The sequence below is a fragment of the Streptomyces sp. NPDC031554 genome, from assembly GCF_055580685.1.
Window position 1 is genome coordinate 517,854 of record NZ_JBVIKX010000001.1, and the last position, 25,578, is coordinate 543,431.

Below are 25,578 nucleotides of genomic sequence, written 5' to 3' on the forward strand. Positions count from 1 at the left end.
GCCGGTGCGGGACGAAGAGCGCGGCACACAGGAGCTGCCGGCCGAGAGCGCCGGGACGGCGGTCTCGGCGGGCGGTTCCCGACGCATGGCGGACGGCATCGACGGCATTCCCGAGCAGGCCCGGCCGCATCCGGAGGACGACCCGGCCTCCGCGGGGACCGGCTTCTCCGGGAGTGCCGAGCAGGAGCCGCCTCGGGAGAGGCGGATCGGGGGCACCCCGGGCCGGGCCGCGGAAGAGGCTCGACACAGGGCGACGGGCGGGACGATGAGCGAGCACGAGCGAGACCATGAACACGGCGTGCCGGGCACGCGGCACGAGCCCCAGCAGGCCGCGCCGCACCGGCTCGCGCCCCAGCAGCAGCCGGTCCCCCAGGCGCGCGAGCCCCAGGACCGCAGCGGGGCGCGTGCGAAGTTCGTCGAGCTGCGCGGGCTGAGGGAGGGCAGCCCGGAGTACGCGGAGCTGCGCAACCAGCTGGTCCGCATGCACCTGCCGCTCGTCGAGCACCTCGCGCGCCGCTTCCGCAACCGCGGGGAACCGCTGGACGACCTCACCCAGGTCGCCACCATCGGACTGATCAAGTCGGTCGACCGTTTCGACCCGGACCGCGGCGTGGAGTTCTCGACGTACGCGACGCCTACGGTCGTCGGTGAGATCAAGCGGCACTTCCGCGACAAGGGCTGGGCGGTGCGGGTGCCGCGCCGGCTCCAGGAGCTGCGGCTGTCGCTGACGACGGCCACGGCCGAGCTGTCCCAGTTGCACGGCCGCTCGCCGACCGTGCACGAGCTGGCCGAGAGACTGGCGATCTCGGAGGAGGAGGTCCTGGAAGGCCTGGAGTCGGCCAATGCCTACTCCACCCTGTCGCTCGACGTCCCCGACACCGACGACGAGTCCCCGGCGGTCGCCGACACTCTCGGCGCCGAGGACGAGGCGCTGGAGGGCGTCGAGTACCGCGAGTCGCTCAAGCCGCTCCTGGAGGATCTTCCGCCGCGCGAGAAGCGGATCCTGCTGCTGCGCTTCTTCGGCAACATGACGCAGTCGCAGATCGCGCAGGAGGTCGGCATCTCCCAGATGCACGTCTCCCGCCTGCTGGCGCGCACCCTGGCCCAGTTGCGGGAGAAGCTGCTCGTCGAGGAGTGACCCCGCCGCGGCGCAATCCCGTGGCGGTCGCTACTTCTTCTCCCCGCCGGCCGCGCCGGGCCCCCGGATGCCGAGGGCCCGGGTCGTCTCGCCGTTGACGATCAGGACCAGCGCGGCGACGGCCGCGGCGGCCAGCGCGATGCCCGCCGGGATCGCCATGCTGTCGGCCTGGAGCAGGTTGTAGGCGACGGGCAGCGCCATGATCTGGGTGATGACGGCCGGCCCGCGGCTCCAGCTCCGGCAGCCCAGCAGCCCGCGGGCGGCGAGCAGGGGCAGCAGGGCGAGGACCATCAGCGTCACCCCGCCGGTGACGGCCTGCTGCCGGTCGTCGGGATCACCGGTGACGCCGAGGACGAGGATCCAGAGCCCGCCGACGACCAGCGCCAGCCCCTCCAGGGCGACGAGCGCGGCGGCGTACGTCAGACGGCGCGGGCGGGGGCCCACGGGGTTTGCGCCCTCCGTCCGCCCGGCGTTCTCCGTGTCGTTCGGGGTGGCGGGTTTCCGCTCGCTGCTCACCCCAGAAGGGTAGCCGCCGCTCCCGGCCCGTCGCCGTGCCCCTCCGGCCCCGCGCATCCCGTCGTGTCACGGCTCACGCCGTCGGCGCGGGCCGATCCCCGTTCGGCCTTGTGTCCCGGTACCACCCAGTAGGTACGCTGCCCTCCATGCGTGCACTCCTCGTGGTCAACCCGGCAGCAACCACTACCAGTGCACGGACGCGTGACGTCCTCATCCACGCGCTCGCCAGTGAGATGAAGCTGGAGGCGGTCACCACCGAGTACCGCGGGCACGCGCGGGACCTGGGGCGGCAGGCCGCGCAGAGCGACGACATAGACATGGTCGTCGCCCTCGGCGGCGACGGCACCATCAACGAGGTGGTCAACGGACTGCTGCACGCCGGCCCCGACCCCGAGAACCTGCCAGGCATCGCCGTGGTCCCCGGCGGCTCCACGAATGTCTTCGCCCGTGCCCTCGGCCTGCCCAACGATCCCGTCGAGGCGACCGGCGCCCTGCTGGACGCCCTGCGCGAGGGCCGGGAGCGCACGGTCGGACTGGGACTCACCTCCGGTACGCCGGGCACGGAGGACGAGGCGGTGCCGGCGCGCTGGTTCACCTTCAACGCCGGTCTCGGTTTCGACGCCGGGGTCGTGGGCCGGGTCGAACAGCAGCGTGAGCGCGGCCGGAGGTCCACCCACGCGCTCTACGTCCGCCAGGCCGTGCGCCAGCTCCTCGGCGAGCCGCAGCGACGACACGGTTCGATCACGCTGGAGCGCCCGGGTGCGGACCCGGTGACCGATTTGGTGCTGTCCATCGTGTGCAACACGGCTCCGTGGACCTATCTGGGCAATCGCCCGGTGTACGCATCGCCTAAGGCCTCGTTCGATACCGGGCTCGACGTACTCGGCCTCAGCCGCCTGTCCACCGCTTCGGTTGTCCGGTATGGGACCCAGTTGCTCACTTCGTCCCCCGACCGGGGCCCTCACGGCAAGCACGCCGTGTCCTTGCACGATCTGGACCAGTTCACCTTGCATTCGAAGGCCCCGCTGCCCCTTCAGATGGACGGTGACCACCTGGGGCTGCGTACCAGCGTGACGTTCACAGGCGTACGCCGTGCACTGCGTGTGATTGTGTGAGCAGAAAGGGCTGAAGTCCTTTCACTCGAACGTTTAGACCAGGGTCCACCCCATGGAAGTACGGCTGTGACCTAGTCGACACCGAGGAATCAAAAAAAACTTTCCGGAAGGGGTTGTATCCGCCGCTGAGGTTTGCGAGTCTCTACGTGGCGATCGGGACGGCCCGCAGGACCGGCCTCCACTGATCACCGGAACCCCTCTTCAATCCACAGGACCGCGCCGGGAAACCTGGCTGATGGCCCTTCACTTGTTGAGGGATTCGTGAAAGCGTTCACATTCACAAGCAACGTGCATGTAATACCAAGGAGAGGTAGCAGCCATGGACTGGCGTCACAACGCCGTTTGCCGCGAGGAAGACCCCGAGCTCTTCTTCCCCATCGGCAACACCGGTCCTGCGCTGCTGCAGATCGAGGAAGCCAAGGCCGTCTGCCGTCGCTGCCCCGTTATGGATCAGTGTCTGCAGTGGGCGCTCGAGTCCGGTCAGGACTCCGGCGTCTGGGGTGGCCTCAGCGAGGACGAGCGCCGCGCGATGAAGCGCCGCGCCGCCCGCAACCGGGCCCGTCAGGCCTCCGCCTGACGACACCCGCCCCGCAAGCCTGAGCTTGGCGGCGCGTACAGCGTGTACGCATCTCCCGCCCCCGAGCCGCAGCGCGCAGTACCCCCGATGCGCAGCACACGCTGCCAACGAGCATTCGAGCCCCGGACCCCTGAGCGGTCCGGGGCTTCTTGCTGTCCCCGGCCGGGGATCACTTCTGCGCCCGCACCGGAATGTCCAGGATCACCTGTGTGCCCCGCTCCGGAGCCGGGACCATGTCGAAGGATCCCCCCAACTCCCCCTCCACCAGCGTCCGTACGATCTGGAGGCCGAGGTTTCCGGAGGTGTGCGGGTCGAATCCCTCGGGCAGGCCGACGCCGTCGTCCTGGACCGTGACCAGCAGGCGGCCCTCCTTCGTGGTGCCGCCGCGGACCGCCGAGACCTCGACCGCGCCGGTGTCGCCCTCGCGGAAGCCGTGTTCCAGGGCGTTCTGGAGGATCTCGGTGAGCACCATGGACAGCGGGGTGGCGACCTCCGCGTCGAGGATGCCGAAGCGTCCGGTGCGCCGGCCGGTCACCTTGCCCGGCGAGATCTCCGCGACCATCGCCAGGACGCGGTCGGCGATCTCGTCGAACTCCACGCGCTCGTCCAGGTTCTGGGACAGCGTCTCATGGACGATGGCGATCGAACCGACGCGCCGGACCGCCTCCTCCAGGGCCTCCCTGCCCCGCTCGGACTCGATCCTGCGGGCCTGCAGCCGCAGCAGGGCGGCCACGGTCTGGAGGTTGTTCTTCACCCGGTGGTGGATCTCCCGGATGGTGGCGTCCTTGGTGATCAACTCACGCTCGCGACGACGCAGTTCGGTGACGTCCCGGCACAGGACGAGCGAACCGATGCGGACGCCCTTGGGCTTGAGCGGGATGGCCCGGAACTGGATGACGCCGTCGTGCGCCTCGACCTCGAACTCGCGCGGCGCCCAGCCGCTGGCGACCTTGGCGAGCGCCTCGTCCACCGGGCCCCGGGTGGGGGCGAGTTCCGCGGTGGTCAGGCCGAGGTTGTGGCCGACCAGGTCGGAGGCGAGGCCCATCCGGTGGTAGGCGGAGAGCGCGTTCGGGGAGGCGTACTGGACGACTCCGTCGGCGTCGAGGCGGATCAGGCCGTCGCCGACGCGCGGGGCCGCGTCCATGTCCATCTGCTGGTCGGGGAACGGGAAGGAGCCGGCCGCGATCATCTGCGCCAGGTCGGAGGCACTCTGGAGGTAGGTCAGCTCCAGGCGGCTCGGGGTGCGCACGGTGAGCAGGTTGGTGTTGCGGGCGATCACACCGAGCACCCGGCCCTCGCGCCGCACGGGGATGGACTCGACCCGGACGGGGACCTCCTCGCGCCACTCCGGGTCGCCCTCGCGCACGATCCGGCCCTCGTCGAGGGCGGCGTCGAGGAGGGGGCGACGGCCGCGCGGGACGAGGTGGCCGACCATGTCGTCCTGGTAGGAGGTGGGGCCGGTGTTGGGCCGCATCTGGGCGACGGAGACGTAACGGGTGCCGTCGCGCGTGGGGACCCACAGGACCAGGTCGGCGAAGGACAGGTCGGAGAGCAGCTGCCACTCCGAGACCAGCAGGTGCAGCCACTCGAGGTCGGAGTCGCCGAGTGCGGTGTGCTGGCGTACGAGTTCGTTCATGGAGGGCACGTCTGTGAGCGTACCTGGGGGTATGTCCGGGGCCTAAAAACGCCGGCGCGCGTGCCCGGAGACACCCGCGGGCCGCGGCGCCTGGGAGGGACCCTCAGCCCTCCCGGCACCGCAGCCCGGAGCAATATCGGCCGCGGGGTGTGCGGTCCCGTCGGCCGAGGGTCGAGGATCCGGGGCAGTCAGGGCAGAGAGCTCCGGGTCCTCGGTCCGCCTTCCTGTGCGGGGAAGACGGAAGTCTGCTGTACGACCCCACCATTGTGGACTAGACCACTTCGGCTGTCCATGTGCGGGACCCCGCGCGTTCGCCGTCCGGGGTGCGATGTTCGGACGCCCCGGCATGCACGACGCAGCCTAGCCTGTGCGGGCCCCCCGTGGAGCCGGACGGCGGGGCGGTTTCCGGACCTCCCGGAACACGGCCGGCCGGCGCCGCCCTCCTCGGCCCCCTCGGCCCCTCTCCCGGCCGCCTCCGGCCCCGCCGTCGCCTGGGCGGGGATACCCGATTCTGTTAGATTGGTCTAAACCACATAGGCCCTTCCGGGCCCCGTCGAGCCCCTCTCCAGAACGGCAGGCCAGCGTGGAAGTTGTCATCGTTGCGGACGCCAGGTCGGGCGGCGAACTCGTCGCCGAGGCCGTCGCACAGCTGCTGCGGCGCAAGCCCGACGCCCTGCTCGGAGTGGCCACCGGTTCCACCCCGTTGCCCGTCTACCAGGCGTTGACGGCTCGGGTCCGGTCCGGTGCCGTCGACACCTCGCGGGTGCGCGTCGCCCAGCTCGACGAATACGTCGGCCTGCCCGCCGAGCACCCCGAGTCCTACCGCTCGGTGCTGCGCCGGGAGGTGCTGGAGCCGCTCGGCATCGGCATGGACGCCTTCCTGGGGCCGGACGGCACCGCCGAGGACGTACAGGCCGCGTGCGAGGCCTACGACCGGGCGCTGGCCGCCGCCGGCGGGGTCGACCTCCAGCTGCTCGGGATCGGGACCGACGGGCACATCGGGTTCAACGAGCCCTGCTCCTCGCTGGCCTCCCGGACGCGGATCAAGACGCTCACCGAGCAGACCCGGATCGACAACGCGCGGTTCTTCGACGGGGACGTCGAGCAGGTCCCGCACCACGTCGTCACGCAGGGCATCGGGACCATCCTGGAGGCACGGCACCTGGTGCTGCTCGCCACGGGCGAGGGCAAGGCGGACGCCGTCGCCGCGACCGTCGAGGGGCCGGTGGCGGCCGTCTGCCCCGCCTCCGCGCTCCAGCTGCACCCGCACGCCACCGTCGTCGTCGACGAGGGCGCCGCGTCCAAGCTGAAGCTCGCGGACTACTTCCGCCACACGTACGCCGACAAGCCGCGATGGCAGGGGATCTGAGGGGACCTCCCCGTACGGGCCCCACGACGGCGCGGGCGCCGGCCCCCTCGAAAGGGGTCCGGCGCCCGCGCCGTCGTGGGGGCGGACCGTCACCCGCCCGCGATGACCTCCGCCGCCGCCCGTCCGCAGACCCGGGCCGCGCCGTGGGTGGCGAGATGGAGGGCGCCGCGGGCCGGGGCCCGGGGGACGCCCATCTCGACGACGATCGTGTCGGGGCGGGCGGCGAGGAGGGTGTCCAGGGCCGCCGTCATCCAGGGGTGGCGGTGCTCGTCGCGGACCACGGCCACGATCCGCCGCTCCCCCGCCGCGACCAGTGCCGCGTGTCCCGCGTCCTCGCCGGCGAAGCTGCCCGTCCCGGTGCCGGGCAGGAGCCGGGCGAGTTCCGCGGCCACGCCCCAGGGCGTCTCGTCGCCGACGGCGATGTTGGCGACCGGGGTGAGGGCGGCCACGTACGGGGCGTCGGTGAGCGGGGCGAAGGGGGCGGCGGCGGTACGGCGCAGGGCCCGGCGGGCGGCCACGAGGCCGATGTCGGGGTGCGCGCCGGTCCGGCCGGCGGACCGGGAGGCCGCGGCGGAGGCGGTCCACCGGGCCAGGGCACGCACCCGCCGCGCCGCGTCGGCGAGGCGTTCCTCCGGGAGGTCGCCCGTGCGCACCGCGGCGACGAGGGCGTCGCGCAGGCGTCGTACCGTCTCGTCGTCGGCGAGGCCGCCGCCCACGCAGATGGCGTCGGCGCCGGCCGCGACGGCCAGGACGCTGCCGCGCTCGATGCCGTAGGTGCCGGCGATCGCCCGCATCTCCATGCCGTCGGTGACGATCAGGCCGTCGTAGCCGAGTTCGCCGCGCAGCAGGTCCGTCAGGATGCGGCGGGACAGGGTCGCCGGGTGGTCCGGGTCCAGGGCCGGGACCAGGATGTGCGCGCTCATCACGGCCCGGCTGCCGGCCGCGACGGCGGCGCGGAACGGGGCCAGTTCGCGCTCGGCCAGCACGGCCGGGTCCGCGTCGATGCGGGGCAGGGCGAGGTGGGAGTCGACGGCCGTGTCCCCGTGACCGGGGAAGTGCTTGGTGCAGGCGGCGACGCCCGCCGCCTGCAGACCGGTGACGTAGGCCGCGGTGTGCCGGGCGACCAGGCCGGGGTCGGCGCCGAAGGAGCGGACCCCGATCACCGGGTTGTCCGGATTGGAGTTCACGTCGGCCGAGGGGGCCCAGTTGAGGTCGACCCCGCAGGCCGCGAGGCGGCGGCCCAGTTCGAAGGCGACCTCGCGGGTCAGCTCCACGTCGTCCACCGCGCCCAGGGCGTGGTTGCCGGGGAAGCTGGAGCCGGTCCGCACCTCGAGGCGGGTGACGTCGCCGCCCTCCTCGTCGATCGCGACCAGCACGTCGTCGCGTTCGGCGCGCAACTGCGAGGTCAGCGCGGCGAGCTGTTCGGGGGAGGCGATGTTGCGGCCGAACAGACCGACCGCGGCCAGGCCCTCGCCGAGCCGGCGCAGCAGCCAGTCGGGGGCGCTGGTGCCGGCGAAGCCGGGCTGGAGGACCGTCAGGGCGTCGCGCGTCAGAGTGTCGGGGGCGCTGGCGAGTGTCGTCATCGGGGGCGTTATCCCTTCACGGCGCCCGCGGTGAGACCCGCGGCCATCTTGCGCTGGACGAGGAGGAACAGCACGACGATCGGGACGGCCATCATGGTGGCGCCGGCCATCATCGGGGCGTACTCGGTGCCGTGCTTGGTGGTGAAGTTGCCGAGCCAGACGGTCGCGGTCTGGTTCTTCTGGCTGAGCAGCATCAGGGCGTAGAGGTACTCGTTCCACGCCTGGATGAAGCCGTAGACCGAGGTGGCGACCATGCCGGGCGCCAGCAGCGGGAAGACGACGCGGACGAAGGCGCCGGTGCGGGAGCAGCCGTCGACCATCGCGGCCTCCTCCAGCTCCTTGGGGATGTTGACGATGAAGCCGCGCAGGGTCCACACGGTGAAGGGCAGGACGAAGGTCAGGTAGGTGATGATCAGGCCGGTCAGCCGGTCGTACTGCCCCAGGTCGTTCAGGAGCAGGAAGACCGGGATGATCATGGCGACCAGCGGGACCATCTGGACCGCGAGGATGCCGACGATGACGATCTTGCGGCCGCGGAAGGCGAACCGGGAGATGGCGAGGGCGGCCAGCATGCCGACGACGACGCCGATCGCGACGACCGCGAGCGAGACGACGAGGCTGCGGGCGACCGGGCCCCAGAAGTCGGCGATGTCCATCGCCCGGCCGAAGTTGGAGAAGGTCAGCGAGGTGGGCAGCAGGCTCGGATCCGGGTCGATGGCGTCCTTCGCCGGTTTGAAGGCGGTGTTGAGCATCCAGTAGACGGGGAAGCCGACGACGGCGAAGACCAGGAGGCCGACGAGGTTCCAGCCGAGCTTGGACCTCCGGCGGCCCGGGCCGCCGCCGGAGCCGCTCTTCGCGGTGGCGATGGCGCTCATTCGACCTCTCCGATCTTCAGCATCTGGCGCATGTACACGGCGACCACACCGAGCAGCAGGAGCACGGTGATCAGGGCGATCGCCGAGCCCTGGCCGTAGTCGTTGACGACGAAGGCGCGGTCGTAGGAGTACGTCGTCAGCAGCTGGAACTCGGCCTCGGGATGGCCGTTGCGCATCACGAAGACCTGCGGGAAGACGCCCATGTCCCAGATGACCGACAGGGTCGTGAGCATCACGACGATCGGCTTGAGGACGGGCAGGGTGACGTACCGGAAGACGCCCCAGGCACCGGCGCCGTCGAGGCGGGCGGCCTCCTCCAGTTCCCTGGGGACCTGGGTGAGACCGGCGCTGAGGGTGATCACGACGAACGGGACGGCTCCCCAGATCACCAGCAGCATGATCACGGCCAGGCCCTGCGGCCCGCTCGCGAACCAGTTGTGGCCGATCAGGTCGACGCCGGGCAGCCTGCTCAGGACCGCGTTGAGGATGCCGTAGTCGGCGTCGAACAGCCATTTGAAGACCGTGGTGGCCACGATGATCGGCATGCCCCAGCTGGCCACCAGCGCGATGTTGACGAGCGTCTTCACCCAGCCGGAGACCCGCTGGAGCAGCAGCGCGATCAGCATGCCGGCGACCATCGTGAAGACGACGCAGCCGGCCGCGAAGACGACCGTGCGCACGACGACCGCCCAGAACTCGCCGTCGCCCAGCACCTCGGTGAAGTTGTCGAACCCCGCCGACTCGGCCGGCTGGAAGCCCCACAGCTGGGACTGCCCGAACTTCTGGAAGGAGAGGGTGACCAGACGGACGAGCGGATAGCCCATCACCAGCAGGAGGATCAGCAGGCAGGGGGCGAGCAGCAGCCAGGGGGTGCCGCCGGAGACGGAGGCGCCCCGGGCGCGGGGACGTCGTGGTGCGGACGGCGGCGGGGGTGCCGGCCGCGGCGGCGGCACCTTGGTGGGGGTGGTCGTGTCTGCGGCACTCATCGCGCGCTCCTCAGCGGTCCCTCAGGTCGTACGGAGGCCGGGCCCCGTGGGTGGTGGGTGCACGGCGGCGAGCCCCCGCAGGCATACGGCGGCCGGGGCCCCGCGGGCCGGACGGGAGGCGGGGTCCCGCGGGCCGGACGGCGGCGGGGCCCCGCGGGGTCGAAGGCGGGGCGGGTCCCGTGGGCCGGACGGCGGGGACGCCGCGGGGCCGGGCCCCGTCGGGTGTGCGGGGTGGACGCCCCGCGGGTCGTACGGACGGCGGGGCTCCGCCGCGGCGGAGCCCCGCCCGTCGTCACTTGGTGTTGATGACCTTGTCGATCGCGGCGTCCGCCTCCTTCGCGGCCTGCTCGACGGTCTTCTTGCCGGTGCCGATGCTCTGCAGCATGGTCTGCAGGACCTGGGCCTTCTCGACCTGGCCCCAGCCGGGCGCCATCGGGACGAACCAGTTGGACTCGGCCGCGGTGGCCGGCACGACCGTCTTGGGGTCGTTCTTCAGGGTCGCGAGGTCGGTCTTGTTGTTGGGCAGGTTGCCCTTGGCCATCAGGCCCTTCTGGCCGGCGGGACCGGTGAACGCGTTGATCCACTCGGCGGCGAGTTCCTGCGCGTCCGACTTGACCGGGACGGCGAGGTCGGAACCGCCCAGGAAGACGGGGAGGTTCTTGCCGGACGGGCCGGGCATCACGAAGTTCTCGAGGTTGCCCTTGAGCTTGCCGCTCTTGTCGTTCTCGGGGGCCTCGGCGCTCCCGCCCTCCCAGGCGGCACCGAAGATCATGCCGGACTTGCCCTGGCCGTAGACGATGTGCCGGTCGGACTCGTCCTTGGTCTTGTCGCCGTGCATGTACGTGTCGACGACGTTCTTGAACTCGGTGAGGCCCTTGAGGGACTCGGGCGAGGAGAGGCTGCCCTTCCACTGGCCGCCCTCCTCCTTCGCGATGGAGCCGCCGGCGTCGTAGACGAAGGACATGGCCGCGTACCAGTCGCGGGTGGGCTGGTACCAGGCGCTGAACTTGTCGCCCTCCTTCTTCTGGACCTTGTCCAGGGCGGCGGTCAGCTCGGCGTAGGTCTTCGGGGCCGTCTTGACGCCGGCGGCGGCGAAGAGGTCCTTGCGCCAGTTGCCGACGCGGCCGCCCGCGTAGTAGGGCACGCCGTAGGTCTTGTCCTCGTAGGTCACCGAGGCCTTGAGGCCGTCCAGCCAGGCGGAGGAGTTGTCGAACGCGGAGGCGTCCAGGGGGGCGAAGGCACCCTTGACCATGTAGCCGAGCATCTCGGTGTTGCCCATCTCGACCACGTCGGGGGCCTTGTCGGTGGCGAGCACCGCGTCGAGCTTGGTGTTCTTGTCGGGCCAGCCGTAGTACTCGTGGGTGATCTTGACGCCGGGGTGCTTCTTCTGCACCGCCGCGTCCGCGGCCTTCACCAGGTCGGGCCAGTTGTTCTGCGCGTCGACGGTCAGCCAGACCGTCAGCTCCTTGGCGTCGGCGCCCTTGTCCGAGCCCCCGCTGTCCTTGTCGTCCCCGCACGCCGCGATGGAGACCATCATGCCCGCGATACCGATCGCGGCTATCAGCTTGCGCTTCACGCCAACCCTCCTCAGGGATGCCACAAACCCCCCTGCCTCCCCGCCGCGGTCGAGCGTCAACGCGTACCGTCCGTGGGGCCAGGACCTGGACCAATGGTGTAGACCAGTACCGGGAGCTTGGCTCAGACCAATAGGGCTGTCAAGGGTGTCCGAGCGGGGTCGAGTCGTCCGTTACGGGACCGCGATATGCAGGAACTTTTCAATTCCGGGGCGGCCGATCGGGCCCCTCCGGCGGAACGAACCACCCGGGCCCGAAAGCGTGCTGGACTAGACCAACGAGGGTCCCGGAGGTATACAGAGGGGATCACGGAGCGTGCGGGGTCACCGCACCGGACACCCCGCCCGCGCACCCGTGCCACGATGTGAGCCGCGGCCGACGTCAGCGTCGGCCCGTTCGGCACCCGGAGCCGGGAAGGCAGGCCATGAGCACCGACGTCAGCAGTGCGGAGAACGAGGGTGGGGCGACCGTCCGTACCGCGCGCGTGCCCAAGTACTACCGCCTGAAGAAGCACCTCCTCGACATGACCGAGACGCAGTCGCCCGGCACCCCGGTGCCGCCCGAGCGCACGCTGGCGGCCGAGTTCGACACCTCGCGCACCACCGTGCGCCAGGCGCTCCAGGAACTGGTCGTCGAGGGCCGGCTGGAGCGCATCCAGGGCAAGGGCACCTTCGTCGCCAAGCCGAAGGTCTCCCAGGCGCTCCAACTCACCTCGTACACCGAGGACATGCGCGCCCAGGGCCTCGAACCCACCTCGCAGCTGCTGGAGATCGGCTACATCACCGCCGACGACCGCCTCGCCGGGCTGCTCGACATCACCGCGGGCGGCCGCGTGCTGCGCATCGAGCGGCTGCGCATGGCCAACGGCGAGCCGATGGCCATCGAGACCACCCACCTGTCGGCCAAGCGCTTCCCGGCCCTGCGCAGGTCACTGGTGAAGTACACGTCCCTCTACACCGCGCTCGCCGAGGTCTACGACGTCCACCTGGCCGAGGCCGAGGAGACCATCGAGACCTCCCTGGCCACCCCGCGCGAGGCGGGCCTGCTCGGCACGGACGTCGGCCTGCCGATGCTGATGCTGTCCCGCCACTCCGTGGACAAGGAGGGCCGGCCGGTGGAGTGGGTGCGGTCGGTGTACCGGGGGGACCGGTACAAGTTCGTCGCGCGGCTCAAGCGGCCGGTGGACTGAGGAGCGGCCGCGTCGGGCGGTCGTGTGGAGGGACGGGAGTGATATCCGGACAGGGTCTTCCGCTTCCCTTTATCCGTCACCTACATTTCGTGCGCGTTGCACGTGATCTGCCAGGAGACGGAGCCGCCCGATGCCAGAAGCCCCAGAAGTGACCGCGAGGCCGGTGGTGACGCCGTTGCGCGTCGTCATCGGCCTGTGCCTGTTCGCGCCCTTCGTGGCGATGCTGTGGGTCGGTTCGTACGCGAAGACCGACCCCACGTTCATCGGCATTCCCTTCTTCTACTGGTACCAGATGCTGTGGGTGCTGCTCTCCACCGCGCTCACGGTGACCGCCTACAAGCTGTGGCAGCTCGACCAGCGCGGCCGCGGCAACCGGGGCGGGGGTGCGGCGAAGTGAAGGACGGCGTGAACGGCGTCGCACTCGCCGTCTTCATCTTCTTCTTCCTGGCCGTCACGGTCATGGGCTTCCTGGCCGCGCGCTGGCGCAAGGCCGCCGACGAGCACAGCCTCGACGAATGGGGCCTGGGCGGCCGGTCGTTCGGCACCTGGGTCACCTGGTTCCTGCTCGGCGGCGACCTGTACACCGCCTACACGTTCGTGGCGGTCCCGGCGGCCATCTACGCGGCCGGCGCGGCGGGCTTCTTCGCGGTGCCGTACACGATCCTCGTCTACCCGCTGATCTTCACGTTCCTGCCACGCCTGTGGTCGGTGTCGCACCGGCACGGGTACGTGACGACCTCGGACTTCGTGCGCGGCCGGTTCGGCTCCAAGGGGCTGTCCCTGGCCGTGGCCGTCACCGGCATCCTGGCCACCATGCCGTACATCGCGCTCCAGCTCGTCGGCATCCAGGCCGTGCTGGACGTGATGGGCGTCGGCGGCGGCGAGAACACCAACTGGTTCGTCAAGGACCTGCCGCTGCTGATCGCCTTCGGCGTGCTGGCGGCGTACACCTACTCGTCGGGTCTGCGGGCGCCCGCGCTGATCGCGTTCGTGAAGGACGCGCTGATCTACCTCGTCATCGCGGTGGCGATCATCTACATCCCCATCAAGCTCGGCGGGTTCGACGACGTCTTCGCCAAGGCGGGCGACGCCTTCGCGCAGACCAACCCGGCGACCGGCAAGCCGCGCGGGGCGCTCGCCCCGGCCGAGGCGGGCCAGTGGACGTACGCCACGCTGGCGCTGGGGTCCGCGCTGGCGCTGTTCATGTACCCGCACTCGATCACCGCGACGCTGTCCTCGCGCAGCCGTGACGTGATCCGCCGCAACACCACGATCCTGCCGCTGTACTCCCTCATGCTCGGCCTGCTCGCCCTGCTGGGCTTCATGGCGATCGCCGCCGGGGTGAAGGTCACCAACGGCCAGCTGGCGATCCCGCAGCTCTTCGAGGACATGTTCCCGGCCTGGTTCGCGGGCGTGGCCTTCGCGGCGATCGGCATCGGCGCGCTGGTACCGGCCGCCATCATGTCGATCGCGGCCGCGAACCTGTTCACCCGCAACATCTACAAGGACTTCATCAAGCCGGACGCCACGCCCAAGGAGGAGACCCGCGTCTCCAAGCTGGTCTCGCTGCTGGTGAAGGTGGGCGCGCTGGTCTTCGTCCTCACCATGGACAAGACGGTCGCCATCAACTTCCAGCTGCTGGGCGGCATCTGGATCCTGCAGACCTTCCCGGCCCTGGTGGGCGGCCTGTTCACCCGCTGGTTCCACCGCTGGGCCCTGCTGGGCGGCTGGGCCGTCGGCATGGTCTACGGCACGGTCGCGGCGTACGGCGTCGCCTCCCCGACGCAGGCGCACTTCGGCGGCTCGTCGAAGGAGATCCCCGGCATCGGGGAGATCGGCTACATCGGCCTGACGGCGTTCGTGCTGAACGTGGTGGTGGCGGTGGCGCTGACCTTCGTCCTGAAGGCGCTGAAGGCCCCGGAGGGCGTCGACGAGACGTCCCCGTCGGACTACACGGCGGACGCCGGCGACCCGGGCGTCCAGGTGGAACTGCCGCCGGCGACCGCGGGGACGGCCGCGGGGCACTGAGGCGTCTTCGAGATCCCGCAGCGGGCCGCCGGGGCATGTCCCCGGCGGCCCGTCGGCGTAGGCGCCCGTGCCGCCGGGACGGGCCCACGTCCTCACGGAGTTGACGCTGCGAAGCCGGTCCGACACAACATCTGGGGGTCGCGCGGCGACCCGGCACAAGATGTATGCTCATGCTCGCTGTCGCCGCAGGGGAATCCGGTGCGAATCCGGAACTGTCCCGCAACGGTGTACTCGTGTGCGCGCCCCTCCATGCGCGCCCGCACGGTCAGTCCGAGCACCTGCCGGCAGCGCACCCGGTCCGTCCGGCTCGGGTGCCCTGACGTCCGGGCCTCGCGGAATGGGCCGGTGGACGCGACGCGCCCCCGCGCTCGTGTGCTGCCCCCTGCTCTGCGCAAGGCCCCGCCGAGCGAGGGAGAGCCCCACGTGACCATCGCGCCAGCCGAACCGGCTTCAGCGGCCCCGGAGACCGACGGTCCCGGAGCCGCGCTGCTGCGGACCCTGACCGAACTGACCGCCGACCTCCCCGACACCGACCCCGGCCGGGTCGCCGCCGCCGCCCTGCGGGGCCGGTCCGCGCGGGCGGACGAGGCGGAGCTGCGCGAGCTGGCCACGGAGGCGGCCGCCGGCCTGATCTCCGAGGACCCCGCCTACTCCCGGCTGGCCGCCCGGCTGCTGACGATCGGCATCCGCGCCGAGGCCGCCTCGCAGGGCGTCACCTCCTTCACCGGGTCCGTCGCCGTCGGCCACCGCGAGGGCCTGATCGCCGACCGCACCGCCGCGTTCGTGCGGCTGCACGCCGCCCGGCTCGACGCGCTGGTCGACACCGACGCCGACGACCGCTTCGGCTACTTCGGCCTGCGCACCCTGCACAGCCGCTACCTGCTGCGCCACCCGCTGACCCGCAAGGTCGTCGAGACGCCCCAGCACTTCCTGCTGCGGGTGGCGTGCGGCCTGGCCGAGGACGACACGGCGAGGAGCGTCGACGAGGTCGCCGCGCTCCACGGGCTGATGAGCCGGCTGGACTACCTGCCCTCCTCCCCCACCCTGTTCAACTCCGGCACCCGGCACCCGCAGATGTCGTCCTGCTACCTCCTCGACTCCCCCCTGGACGAGCTGGACTCCCTCTACGACCGCTACCACCAGGTCGCCCGCCTCTCGAAGCACGCCGGCGGCATCGGGCTGTCGTACAGCCGCATCCGCTCGCGCGGGTCGCTCATCCGCGGCACCAACGGGCACTCCAACGGCATCGTGCCGTTCCTGAAGACCCTGGACGCCTCGGTCGCCGCCGTGAACCAGGGCGGCCGGCGCAAGGGCGCGGCCGCGGTCTACCTGGAGACCTGGCACGCCGACATCGAGGAGTTCCTGGAACTGCGCGACAACACCGGTGAGGACGCGCGCCGTACGCACAACCTCAACCTGGCGCACTGGGTGCCGGACGAGTTCATGCGGCGGGTCGACGCCGACGGGCAGTGGTCCCTGTTCTCCCCGGCCGACGTGCCCGAGCTGGTCGACCTGTGGGGCGACGAGTTCGACGCGGCCTACCGCGCGGCCGAGGCCGCGGGCCTCGCGAGGAGGACCCTCCCCGCCCGCGACCTGTACGGGCGCATGATGCGCACCCTGGCGCAGACCGGCAACGGCTGGATGACCTTCAAGGACGCGGCCAACCGCACCGCCAACCAGACCGCGGAACCGGGTCACGTGATCCACTCCTCGAACCTGTGCACGGAGATCCTGGAGGTCACCGACGACGGCGAGACGGCGGTCTGCAACCTGGGTTCGGTGAACCTCGGGGCGTTCGTCGACACGGCCCCCGGCGCCCCCGACGTCATCGACTGGGAGCGGCTGGACGAGACCGTCCGCACCGCCGTCACCTTCCTCGACCGGGTCGTCGACATCAACTTCTACCCCACCGGGCAGGCGAGCCGCTCCAACGCCCGCTGGCGCCCCGTCGGGCTGGGCGCGATGGGCCTCCAGGACGTCTTCTTCAAGCTGCGGCTGCCCTTCGACTCGCCCGAGGCCAGGGCGCTGTCCACCCGGATCGCCGAGCGGATCATGCTCGCCGCGTACGAGGCCTCCGCCGACCTCGCCGAGCGCAACGGCCCGCTGCCCGCCTGGGAGAAGACCCGCACCGCCCGGGGCGTACTGCACCCGGACCACTACGGTGTCGAGTTCGCCTGGCCGCAGCGCTGGGCGGCGCTGCGCGAGCGCGTCGCGGCGACCGGCATGCGCAACTCGCTGCTCCTGGCCATCGCGCCGACCGCCACCATCGCCTCCATCGCCGGCGTGTACGAGTGCATCGAGCCGCAGGTCTCCAACCTGTTCAAGCGCGAGACGCTGTCCGGCGAGTTCCTCCAGGTCAACTCCTACCTGGTGCGCGACCTCAAGGAGCTGGGCGTCTGGGACGCCCGCACCCGCGAGGCCCTGCGCGAGGCGAACGGCTCGGTGCAGTCCTTCACCTGGATCCCCGAGGACGTACGGGCGCTGTACCGCACGGCGTGGGAGATCCCGCAGCGCGGCCTGATCGACATGGCCGCCGCCCGCACCCCGTACCTGGACCAGGCCCAGTCCCTGAACCTGTTCCTGGAGACGCCGACCATCGGCAAGCTCTCCTCGATGTACGCGTACGCCTGGAAGTCGGGCCTGAAGACGACGTACTACCTGCGCTCCCGCCCGGCGACCCGCATCGCCCGCGCGGCACAGGCGCAGGCGCCGCTCCCCGCCCAGCAGCCGGCCCCCGAAGAGGCCGTCGCCTGCTCCCTCGAAAACCCCGAGTCCTGCGAGGCCTGCCAGTAATGACGGAGAACAAGAACCTGCTCGACCCGGGCTTCGAGCTGACCCTGCGCCCGATGCGCTATCCCGACTTCTACGAGCGCTACCGGGACGCCATCAAGAACACCTGGACCGTCGAGGAGGTCGACCTCCACTCGGACGTCACCGACCTGGCGAAGCTGACGCCCGCCGAGCAGCACCTGATCGGGCGGCTGGTCGCGTTCTTCGCGACGGGCGACTCGATCGTGGCGAACAACCTGGTGCTGACGCTGTACAAGCACCTCAACTCCCCCGAGGCACGGCTCTACCTGAGCCGGCAGCTGTTCGAGGAGGCCGTGCACGTCCAGTTCTACCTGACCCTGCTGGACACCTACCTCCCCGACCCGGAGGACCGCGCCGCCGCCTTCGACGCGGTCGAGAACATCCCCTCCATCCGGGAGAAGGCCGAGTTCTGCTTCCGCTGGATGGACTCGGTGGAGAAGCTGGACCGGCTGGAGTCGGCGTCCGACCGCCGCCGCTTCCTGCTCAACCTGATCTGCTTCGCCGCCTGCATCGAGGGCCTGTTCTTCTACGGCGCCTTCGCCTACGTCTACTGGTTCCGCAGCCGGGGTCTGCTGCACGGCCTCGCCACCGGGACCAACTGGGTCTTCCGCGACGAGACCATGCACATGTCCTTCGCGTTCGAGGTCGTCGACACCGTCCGCAAGGAGGAGCCGGAGCTGTTCGACGACAGGCTCCAGGAGCAGGTCACCGACATGCTGCGGGAGGCCGTCGAGGCCGAGCTGCAGTTCGCCCGCGACCTGTGCGGGGACGGCCTGCCGGGCATGAACACCGACTCGATGCGTCAGTACCTCGAGTGCGTCGCCGACCAGCGGCTGAGCCGCCTCGGCTTCGCCCCGGTGTACGGCTCGGAGAACCCGTTCTCCTTCATGGAGCTGCAGGGTGTTCAGGAGCTGACCAACTTCTTCGAGCGCCGCCCGTCGGCGTACCAGGTCGCGGTGGAGGGCACCGTGGACCTGGACGAGGACTTCTGAGCCCGCGGTCCGCGCAGCCGGCGGTCGATCCGGCGCTCGTGGGCCAGTCCCGCGAGCGCCGGACCCGTGAGGAGGAGGAAGACGGCCAGGACCGTGAGGATGTCGGTGAGTGCGTTCATGAGGTAAGCATCGTGCGAGCGCGACACTCCTGACAGTGGCAGGACTGCCGTACACCTTTGAATTCCTGCCACCCCGGGTGCACACTGACCGCATGCTGAAGAACGTGGCCGCGGTCCTCCTCGACGGCGTGCACCCCTTCGAACTGGGCGTCGTCTGCGAGGTGTTCGGCATCGACCGCAGCGACGAGGGGCTGCCGGTCTACGACTTCGCCGTCGCCTCGGCCGAGGGGCCCACCCTGTCCACCCACGCGGGGTTCACGGTGGGCACCGCTCACGGGATCGAACGGCTGGAGAGCGCCGACCTGATCGCCGTGCCGGCCGGCGACACGTACGCGGCGCGGGAGTTCCCGCCCGAGCTGCTCGACGCGCTGCGCCGGGCCGTGGACCGCGGGACCCGGGTGCTGAGCGTGTGCTCCGGGGCGTTCGTGCTGGCCGCCGCGGGACTGCTGGACGGGCGGCGCTGCGCGGTGCACTGGCGGCACGCGGAGCAGCTCGCCCGCGAGCACCCGCGCACGACCGTCGAGCCCGACGTGCTCTACGTGGACGAGGACCCGGTGATCACCTCGGCCGGCACGGCCGCCGGCATCGACGCCTGCCTGCATCTCGTGCGCAAGGAGCAGGGGCCCGAGGTCGCCAACGGGATCGCCCGGCGGATGGTCGTACCGCCGCACCGGGACGGCGGCCAGGCCCAGTACATCCAGCGGCCGCTGCCGCGTTCGTCCTGCGACACCGTGGGCGAGGTGCTCGCGTGGATGGAGCGGCACCTCGACCGGGAGGTCACCGTCGAGCAGCTCGCCGCCCGCGCCCACATGGCACCGCGCACCTTCGCCCGGCGCTTCCAGCAGGAGACCGGCACCACGCCGTACCGCTGGATCCTGCGCCAGCGGGTGCTGCTCGCCCAGCACCTGCTGGAGGCGTCCGACGAGACGGTGGACGCGATCGCCTGGCGCACCGGCTTCGGCACGGCGGCCGCGCTGCGGCACCAGTTCGTCCGGGCGCTGGGCACCACCCCGAACGCCTACCGGCGTACGTTCCGCGGCCCCGAGGCCGCCTGAACGCACGCCGGCGGCGCGCACGGTCTCAGCGCGGGACGGGCCGCAGCAGCAGCCGTTGGGGGCGCAGCGTGATGCCCACCCGGGTCGCGTCGTCCGAGCCGGGGACCTGCTCGAAGCGGAACCCGTCCGCGAGGACCGCCGTGACCAGCGTGAGCAGCGCCATCGAGAAGTGGTCGCTCGGACACTTGCGGTTGCCCACGCTGAACGGCCGCATCGCGTACTTCGGGATGTCCTTCGACCGCTCGGGGCGCCAGCGGTCGGGGTCGAACTCCAGGTGCCGCTCGTAGGACCGCGGGTCGCGCTGGATCGCGTACGGGCTGTACACGATGTCGGCCCCGGCCGGAATGCGACAGCCACCGAGTTCGGTGTCGGTGATCGCCCTCCGCGTCAATATCCATACGGCCGGACGCAAACGCATGGCCTCGACGACGACGTTGTTGGTGTGCGCGAGCCGGCGCACGTCGTCGAATGCCACGGGCCGTCCCCCGGTCACCTCCCGAACCTCGGCACGCACTTTGTCCGACTGTTCAGGGTGCTCCGCGAGCACCAGCAGCAAGGACATGATCGTGGAAGCGATGGTTTCACTGCCCGGGGTGAGGATCGCGACGACCTGGTCGTGGATCTCCTGTTCCCCGATCGGGTCGCCATTGTCGTTCTTCGCCTCCAGCAATGCCGTCAGCAGATCGTCCGGCTTTTGACCGGATGCCCGGCGTTCGGCGATGATCTCGTCGACCAGGAGATGCAGATCGGCCAGTGCGCGGTTGAATTCGCGGTTGGCCGGAAGCGGCAGCCGGTAGAGCGGTCCGAGGGGCACCACCATCCGGTGGTACATGCCCTGGAAGACGCTGGCGAGCGCGATGCACAGCCGCTCGGCCCGTTCGTCCATGAACCGCCCGCGCAACAGGCAGCGGGCCGCGACCCGCACCGCGATCCGGAACGACTCCGAGGTGCAGTCGATCGTCTCGCCGCCCTTCCAGCGCTCGACGAGCGCGCGCGTCTCCTCCTCCATGATCGGCCCGTAGGCCGGGATGGCGTCGAGCCGGAAGGCGGGCTGGACGGTGCGCCGCTGGCGGCGGTGGAGCGGACCGTTGGCCGTGGCCACGCCCTCCTTGCCGAGCAGGCCCTCCAGGGATTCCCACAGGGGCCCGGCGATGATGTAGTCGGGGCTCAGGGCCAGCGCCCCGGTGAGGGCCGGCGTCGTGACGGCGTACACCGTCTTCGGCCCGAGCCTGATGCGGACGACGTCGCCGTGGTCGCGCAGCTGCGCCATGAAGGCCAGCGGGTCGCGGGCGAGTCTCCAGCCGTGGCCGAGAAGCGGAATCCCGCCACCGGCCAGGGGCGGTTCGCGCAGTTCCGATGCGCCGGACGTCACGGGTTTCACGGACTCGACGGTCATTTCTCACCTGCCGCTTCGTTGTCGACGTACGGGGGCGTGGACCGGTCGTCCCAGCTGTCGACCATGTAGCGGCCGGACTCGTGGTGGAACCAGTAGACGGAGCTGAACCAGTTCCGCATGTTCGCGAGACAGGCGCGCACGGCGGCCCCGAGTTCCTTTCCGGGTACCGTTCCGTCGGCCAGCCGGTCGGCCAGTGCCAGGACGTCCTTCTCGACGACGAGGAATTCGGAAACGCATTCCTCGACGCGCCTCCTGACTTCCCCGACCGCTTCCTCGAGTGTCATTCCCTCATGGGTGACGAGACTGATTCCGAGATTGTGCACCTCGTCGCCCGCTATTTCCTTGGGAAGTGAGCAGAGGTCGTTGTACCAGGCGGCGAATTCCTGGCTCAGTAGAGCCGCACGCCGGTAGGCCGGATGTTTCCGCACCGGGTCCGGGAGTTCGCAGCCCGCGCTCGGCTCCAGCAGGTCCGTCCAGATCCAGTGCGCGAAGGTGAGCCGGCGCAGGGCCAGGTACTCCCCCACGTCCGGGACGCGCCCCGCCGTCCGGTTGTGGAATTCGCGGTCGTACGCCTCGATCACCTCGTGGAAGTGCCGGGCGAAGCGCGCGTTCCACGTGTCGGGGAGGAAGGAGTACAGCCGGCAGACGCTGTCCGCGAGTCCGGCGACCAGCGGATCCTCGTGCCGCAGGTGTTCCTTCGGGGAGTCGAGGGCCGCGTGCAGGCAAAGCCGCGACTCCCGCCAGGCGGCGGCCCGGCCGTGCACGACGTCACGGTCGTGCCGGTCGTCCCAGACGAAGAACCACGCGCTGTAGTCGGCGATGGCCTGCATGACCTCGTCGGGTGCGCCGAGGTAGTAGCCCGCCATCAGGTCGGTGTAGCACAGGCCGTCGGCATATTCCGCGACCTTGTCCGCGGGCATGAGCCGCCTTTCCAGCAGCCAGGATCGCGTGTTCTCCTGCAACTGGGGCCAATACGGGTGCAGTTGCCGGGGAAACACCGCCTCGACCACCGGAAGGGAGAGCGACGGGGGGACCGCGGTCACGGTCCCCGCGGTCCGGTACGTGGTGCGATATGCCGTGCTGCATGTGGTGCTGTATGGGAAAGCTGGCACGAACAACCCCTCTCAGCCGCCAGTTGGCACACACCCCTCCCGCCGTGCCGGGCGTGCGCCGTCGCGTATCCCCGCGCTCCCCATTCAGCACTACAACTGACCGTTCTGGGAACGGATTTGCTTCATTCACTACCCCGACACGCCGAGATTCCCCCGTGCGTGATCCGTCCGGGATCCGTGGACACACAAAGGCAGTCGCACGTGTGCCGGGCACACGGACGACGCCCGGCCGGTGACGGTCACGGCCGGGCGTCGGGCGGGGTGCGGGGTGCGGGGTGAAGGATGCGGGGCGCGGGGTGCCTCAGTCGTTGGCGACCACGGGGTAGCGCGGCTCGTTCTCGGCCATCTGCCGCAGGGCGTCCTTGCGCTCGCGCTTGGAGAGGCGGTCGATGTACAGGTAGCCGTACAGGTGATCCGTCTCGTGCTGCAGACAGCGGGCGAAGTAGCCCGTGCCGCGCACCTTGATCGGGTTGCCCTTCTCGTCCTGGCCGGTCACCTCGGCGTAGTCGGGGCGGGCCAGCGGCGCGTACGCGGTGGGCACCGACAGGCAGCCCTCGTTGCTGTCGTCCAGCCGGCGCCGGTCCGCGGGCAGCTCGACCAGCTCGGGGTTGCAGACCACACCGGTGTGCCGGACGCCCTCGTCGTCGGGGCAGTCGTAGACGAACACCTTGAGGTCGACGCCGATCTGGTTGGCGGCCAGGCCCACGCCCTCGGCGGTGTGCTGCGAGGCGAACATGTCCGCGACGAGCTGCTGGAGCTCCTCGCCGAACTCGGTGACGTCCTTGCACTCCTTGTGCAGCACCGGATTCCCGACGACGGTGATGGGCCGCGAGGTCCCGGCCTCGCGCCAGGTCCGCTCGCGCTCCTCCGTCTCCTCGGTGTCGATGACGAAGCCCTCGTCGTCCACGGGGAGCACTCCCGCGTGCTGCTGATCGGTGTCCTGCTGCGCCATGACCGACGTATGCCTTCCTGCAACCTGGAGAAACCTGTGAGTACAGCCTAAAGGGATCCGGCTCCGGGTCTCAGCAGACCTCTTCGAGGTCCCGCCAGTCCCGGGAGTCCGGGCTGTCGGCGACCCAGCCGTCCAGCAGCCCCCTCACCAGCGACGCCGGCGCGGCCACCCCGCACTCCCGCTCGGGCACCCACAGCTGCCCGTCGGTGCGGTGGCCGAGCGGCCCGGGATGCCCCGGTTCGCTGTGGTCGTGCGGGTCGAGATGCTCGCCGTCGCCCTCGTCGGACGGCATCCGCGACTCGGAGCACATCCGGCACAGCAGCCGTACGGAGGACGACCAGTCCTCGGCGGCGAAGCCCGCGTCGGCGGCGAGCTGCTCCAGCGCGTCGCGGTCCGTCTCCGTGGCCGCCTCCAGCAGGACCACCCAGGTGGGGACGGGCGAGGGCGCCCACAGCTCGATCTCGTCGAAGACGGGGTAGGAGTGCCCGACGGAGGTGGTGCGCTCGCCGTGCGGCACCCCGTCGTGCAGGACGACCTCGCCCCAGCGCCGCCCCGAGGAGGGCAGCGGGATCGACAGCACCTCGGTCCGCGCGGGGTCCAGCCGCCGCCCCCACACCACCTCGGCCTCCCCCTCGGGCGACAGCCGTACGGCGGCGCTGCCCAGGTCCATGCCGAGCGGCTCGCCGACGGCGGCGGCACCGCCCGGGACGTGCAGCCCGTAGGCCTGCCAGGAGCGCCGGGCCAGCGGCCAGTCCTGGAGGGCCGTGGCGGCGATGCCGACGTTCCACCAGTCGGGGGCGCCGGCCCCCCGGTCGAGCAGGGCGACGGCGCGGAGTCCCGCGGTGCGGGCCTGCTCCCAGTCGTGCCGGAACTTGTGCAGCAGGGCGAGGTTGAACCAGGACTCCGAAAGCCAGGGTTCGAGGTCGGCGGCACGGGTCAGCAGTGCGCCCGCGTCCTCGTACCGGCCGTCCCCGATCAGCGTGAACGCGCGATCGGTGGCCTGCCGCCAGGAAGCGGAGGGCCGGTGCCGTCCCTTGCCGAAGATCCTCACGATTCCCGCCTGCCAGTTCCGTTCTGTGGGCTGGCCAGTGCCCCCGGACACTCTCTCCCTCGCATCCAACCACGTGTGGCCGGAAGGCCGCTCATTACCCATGGGTTACCCACCCGGGGGCAGGGTCAGACAGTCCCGCGTCAGGACCCTGGCCAGGGCTTCCACCACGTCGGGGGCGTACTCCCCGCCGGCGCCCAGCCGCAGTTCCTCCAGCGCGTCGAGCGGCCCGCCGGGGCCGGCGCCGCGCACCTTCTCCTCGTAGGCGTTGACCACCCGCACGATCCGCGCGGCCGTCGGCTGCTCCGGGTAGGGGTCCGCCTGGCGCTCCACCACCGCCGCGACCCGCGCGCTCACCCCGGTACGGCGGACGACGGCGCCGCCCAGCAGCGCGATGCGCCGCTGCTCGGCCGCCGGCAGACCGGCCGTGGCCCCGGCCGGGACCGGGTCGACGAGGCTGAGCTGGCCGATGTCGTGCATCAGGGCCGCGTGCTCCAGCACGGCCAGCTCCGGTTCCGTCAGGCCCAGGTCCCGGCCGACCTCCTGGCTGAGTCCGGCGACCCGGCGGGCGTGCCCGGCCGGGGTGTACCCGGCGATCTCGGTGGCGCGGGCCAGGGAGGCGATGGTCTGCCGGTAGGTGGCGCGGACGGCGGCGTACCGGCGCAGGGACACCTGGGTGAGCAGCAGCGGTACCGAGAACACCGGCAGTGCCCACAGGCCGACGACGGCCACCGCCAGCGCCATCACCGCGCCCGTCGCGCACACCGCCGAGCCGATCCCCGGCACGGACCGCAACTCGTCACGGAGCAGTGGCGGGAACGGCCAGCCGGTGCGGGAGTGCGCGAGCGCGGCGGCGACGACGGCTTCGCACAGGGCGGTGAGGACGAGCAGGGCGAGCAGCAGGAGCGCGTAGGCGGGGCCGCTCCAGTGGTCGAACACCCCGCGGTTGTAGAGGGGCTGGAAGCAGACGGCGGCGAACCCGACGGCCAGTACGCGGCGGACGAGGTGGTCCAGGACGCGCCCCCGCCCCCGTGCGAGATGCGGCACGCTGCCGAGCAGCGAGGCGACCACCACGACGGAGACGACCTGGGCGGCCCCGTGCCGCGTGGCCTGTCCGGCGTGCTCCCCGAGCAGCGCGTACGCCAGGGAGGCGGCGGCCCCCAGCGGGGCGGACTCGCGCGGCCCGGTCCCGCTCCACCGGATCACCTCGCCGACGGCCACCAGCACCCCGAACGCGAGCGCGACCGGCCGCTCCGCCAGGCCCGAACGCAGGACGGTCAGGAGGGACGCCCCGACGGCGAGACCGGCACAGGCGTGCAGCACGCGCAGGGGCTCGCAGGCCCGTGCCGTACGGCGGCGGCCGCTCACCGCCGGGCTCCGTGCCGTGCCGGAGCGGCTCGGGGCGGCGCCGCGGGACCGCCCGTCGTCCGGGGCGGGCGCGGTGCCGGTCCGGGCCCGGCCGGCGGATGCCGGACCGTCCCCGGTGGTTCCCCGGCCGCCCGCGGGC

At 71.3% G+C, this 25,578-nt stretch carries 22 protein-coding genes and 1 riboswitch; of the genes, 10 read left to right on the forward strand and 12 right to left on the reverse strand.

Annotated elements, in window-relative coordinates:
• Positions 1-4 precede the first annotated feature (4 nt).
• Positions 5-1,138, forward strand: a complete 1,134-nt coding sequence (locus ACZ5FU_RS02235; RefSeq protein ID WP_468837725.1) for an RNA polymerase sigma factor SigF — start codon at positions 5-7, stop codon at positions 1,136-1,138.
• A gap of 30 nt (positions 1,139-1,168) precedes the next feature.
• On the opposite strand, the gene ACZ5FU_RS02240 is transcribed toward ACZ5FU_RS02235, so the two are convergent.
• Complete coding sequence (locus ACZ5FU_RS02240; protein WP_451775482.1) at positions 1,169-1,654, reverse strand: hypothetical protein; 486 nt, start codon at positions 1,652-1,654, stop codon at positions 1,169-1,171.
• A 146-nt stretch (positions 1,655-1,800) separates the two neighbouring features.
• Here ACZ5FU_RS02240 and ACZ5FU_RS02245 point away from each other — a divergent pair, with 146 nt between their 5' ends.
• Positions 1,801-2,769: a diacylglycerol/lipid kinase family protein gene (locus tag ACZ5FU_RS02245; protein WP_451525505.1), complete on the forward strand. Its 969-nt coding sequence runs from the start codon at positions 1,801-1,803 to the stop codon at positions 2,767-2,769.
• Positions 2,770-3,088: 319 nt separating this feature from the next.
• A complete protein-coding gene (locus ACZ5FU_RS02250) occupies positions 3,089-3,346 on the forward strand; it encodes a WhiB family transcriptional regulator (protein WP_006142322.1) in 258 nt (85 codons plus the stop codon).
• A 169-nt stretch (positions 3,347-3,515) separates the two neighbouring features.
• Here the strand turns inward: ACZ5FU_RS02250 and ACZ5FU_RS02255 are convergent, their stop codons facing one another.
• Positions 3,516-4,982 (reverse strand): sensor histidine kinase, encoded by a 1,467-nt coding sequence (locus ACZ5FU_RS02255; RefSeq protein ID WP_451525665.1) that lies wholly within the window; start codon positions 4,980-4,982, stop codon positions 3,516-3,518.
• A 583-nt stretch (positions 4,983-5,565) separates the two neighbouring features.
• Between ACZ5FU_RS02255 and nagB the strand changes: the two genes are divergently transcribed.
• Complete coding sequence (gene nagB / locus ACZ5FU_RS02260; protein WP_451525504.1) at positions 5,566-6,351, forward strand: glucosamine-6-phosphate deaminase; 786 nt, start codon at positions 5,566-5,568, stop codon at positions 6,349-6,351.
• An 89-nt stretch (positions 6,352-6,440) separates the two neighbouring features.
• On the opposite strand, the gene ACZ5FU_RS02265 is transcribed toward nagB, so the two are convergent.
• The 4 genes from ACZ5FU_RS02265 to ACZ5FU_RS02280 all read right to left on the reverse strand — a co-directional run bounded on the left by ACZ5FU_RS02265 (position 6,441) and on the right by ACZ5FU_RS02280 (position 11,371).
• Complete coding sequence (locus ACZ5FU_RS02265; protein ID WP_468642335.1) at positions 6,441-7,934, reverse strand: glycoside hydrolase family 3 protein; 1,494 nt, start codon at positions 7,932-7,934, stop codon at positions 6,441-6,443.
• An 8-nt stretch (positions 7,935-7,942) separates the two neighbouring features.
• Positions 7,943-8,809, reverse strand: a complete 867-nt coding sequence (locus ACZ5FU_RS02270; protein ID WP_451775478.1) for a carbohydrate ABC transporter permease — start codon at positions 8,807-8,809, stop codon at positions 7,943-7,945.
• Positions 8,806-9,795: a carbohydrate ABC transporter permease gene (locus ACZ5FU_RS02275; RefSeq protein WP_451525501.1), complete on the reverse strand. Its 990-nt coding sequence runs from the start codon at positions 9,793-9,795 to the stop codon at positions 8,806-8,808. The genes ACZ5FU_RS02270 and ACZ5FU_RS02275 overlap by 4 nt, the downstream gene beginning before the upstream one ends.
• Before the next feature lie 292 nt (positions 9,796-10,087).
• On the reverse strand, positions 10,088-11,371 hold the full coding sequence (locus ACZ5FU_RS02280) for an extracellular solute-binding protein (RefSeq protein ID WP_468642332.1): 1,284 nt from the start codon (positions 11,369-11,371) through the stop codon (positions 10,088-10,090).
• 422 nt (positions 11,372-11,793) lie between these two features.
• Between ACZ5FU_RS02280 and ACZ5FU_RS02285 the strand changes: the two genes are divergently transcribed.
• From ACZ5FU_RS02285 to ACZ5FU_RS02305, 5 genes are all read left to right on the forward strand, one after another.
• Complete coding sequence (locus ACZ5FU_RS02285; RefSeq protein ID WP_451525499.1) at positions 11,794-12,558, forward strand: GntR family transcriptional regulator; 765 nt, start codon at positions 11,794-11,796, stop codon at positions 12,556-12,558.
• Between the two features lie 130 nt (positions 12,559-12,688).
• Positions 12,689-12,955: a DUF3311 domain-containing protein gene (locus ACZ5FU_RS02290; RefSeq protein ID WP_451525498.1), complete on the forward strand. Its 267-nt coding sequence runs from the start codon at positions 12,689-12,691 to the stop codon at positions 12,953-12,955.
• Entirely contained in the window at positions 12,952-14,586 is a 1,635-nt protein-coding gene (mctP, locus tag ACZ5FU_RS02295; protein ID WP_451525497.1) for a monocarboxylate uptake permease MctP, read from the forward strand. The genes ACZ5FU_RS02290 and mctP overlap by 4 nt, the downstream gene beginning before the upstream one ends.
• A gap of 164 nt (positions 14,587-14,750) precedes the next feature.
• Positions 14,751-14,886, forward strand: a riboswitch (cobalamin riboswitch).
• A gap of 123 nt (positions 14,887-15,009) precedes the next feature.
• Positions 15,010-17,379, forward strand: a complete 2,370-nt coding sequence (locus ACZ5FU_RS02300) for a ribonucleoside-diphosphate reductase subunit alpha (protein WP_451525496.1) — start codon at positions 15,010-15,012, stop codon at positions 17,377-17,379.
• Positions 17,379-18,389: a ribonucleotide-diphosphate reductase subunit beta gene (locus ACZ5FU_RS02305; RefSeq protein WP_451525495.1), complete on the forward strand. Its 1,011-nt coding sequence runs from the start codon at positions 17,379-17,381 to the stop codon at positions 18,387-18,389. The genes ACZ5FU_RS02300 and ACZ5FU_RS02305 overlap by 1 nt, the downstream gene beginning before the upstream one ends.
• On the opposite strand, the gene ACZ5FU_RS02310 is transcribed toward ACZ5FU_RS02305, so the two are convergent.
• A complete protein-coding gene (locus ACZ5FU_RS02310) occupies positions 18,302-18,508 on the reverse strand; it encodes a hypothetical protein (protein ID WP_451525494.1) in 207 nt (68 codons plus the stop codon). The genes ACZ5FU_RS02305 and ACZ5FU_RS02310 overlap by 88 nt on opposite strands.
• 92 nt (positions 18,509-18,600) lie before the next feature.
• Between ACZ5FU_RS02310 and ACZ5FU_RS02315 the strand changes: the two genes are divergently transcribed.
• Positions 18,601-19,563 carry a GlxA family transcriptional regulator gene (locus ACZ5FU_RS02315; RefSeq protein WP_451775471.1) on the forward strand — a complete coding sequence of 321 codons (963 nt, stop codon included), beginning with the start codon at positions 18,601-18,603 and terminating at the stop codon, positions 19,561-19,563.
• Positions 19,564-19,588: 25 nt separating this feature from the next.
• Here the strand turns inward: ACZ5FU_RS02315 and ACZ5FU_RS02320 are convergent, their stop codons facing one another.
• From ACZ5FU_RS02320 to ACZ5FU_RS02340, 5 genes are all read right to left on the reverse strand, one after another.
• Positions 19,589-20,959, reverse strand: coding sequence for a bifunctional albaflavenone monooxygenase/terpene synthase (locus ACZ5FU_RS02320; RefSeq protein WP_451525492.1), 1,371 nt, complete (start codon positions 20,957-20,959; stop codon positions 19,589-19,591).
• Entirely contained in the window at positions 20,956-22,071 is a 1,116-nt protein-coding gene (cyc1, locus tag ACZ5FU_RS02325; RefSeq protein WP_451525491.1) for an epi-isozizaene synthase, read from the reverse strand. The genes ACZ5FU_RS02320 and cyc1 overlap by 4 nt, the downstream gene beginning before the upstream one ends.
• Before the next feature lie 301 nt (positions 22,072-22,372).
• On the reverse strand, positions 22,373-23,023 hold the full coding sequence (gene def, locus ACZ5FU_RS02330; RefSeq protein ID WP_451525490.1) for a peptide deformylase: 651 nt from the start codon (positions 23,021-23,023) through the stop codon (positions 22,373-22,375).
• A 70-nt stretch (positions 23,024-23,093) separates the two neighbouring features.
• Positions 23,094-24,074 carry a tetratricopeptide repeat protein gene (locus tag ACZ5FU_RS02335; RefSeq protein ID WP_451525489.1) on the reverse strand — a complete coding sequence of 327 codons (981 nt, stop codon included), beginning with the start codon at positions 24,072-24,074 and terminating at the stop codon, positions 23,094-23,096.
• Positions 24,075-24,179: 105 nt separating this feature from the next.
• Entirely contained in the window at positions 24,180-25,439 is a 1,260-nt protein-coding gene (locus ACZ5FU_RS02340) for an HD-GYP domain-containing protein (protein ID WP_451775468.1), read from the reverse strand.
• Between the last annotated feature and the right edge of the window lie 139 nt (positions 25,440-25,578).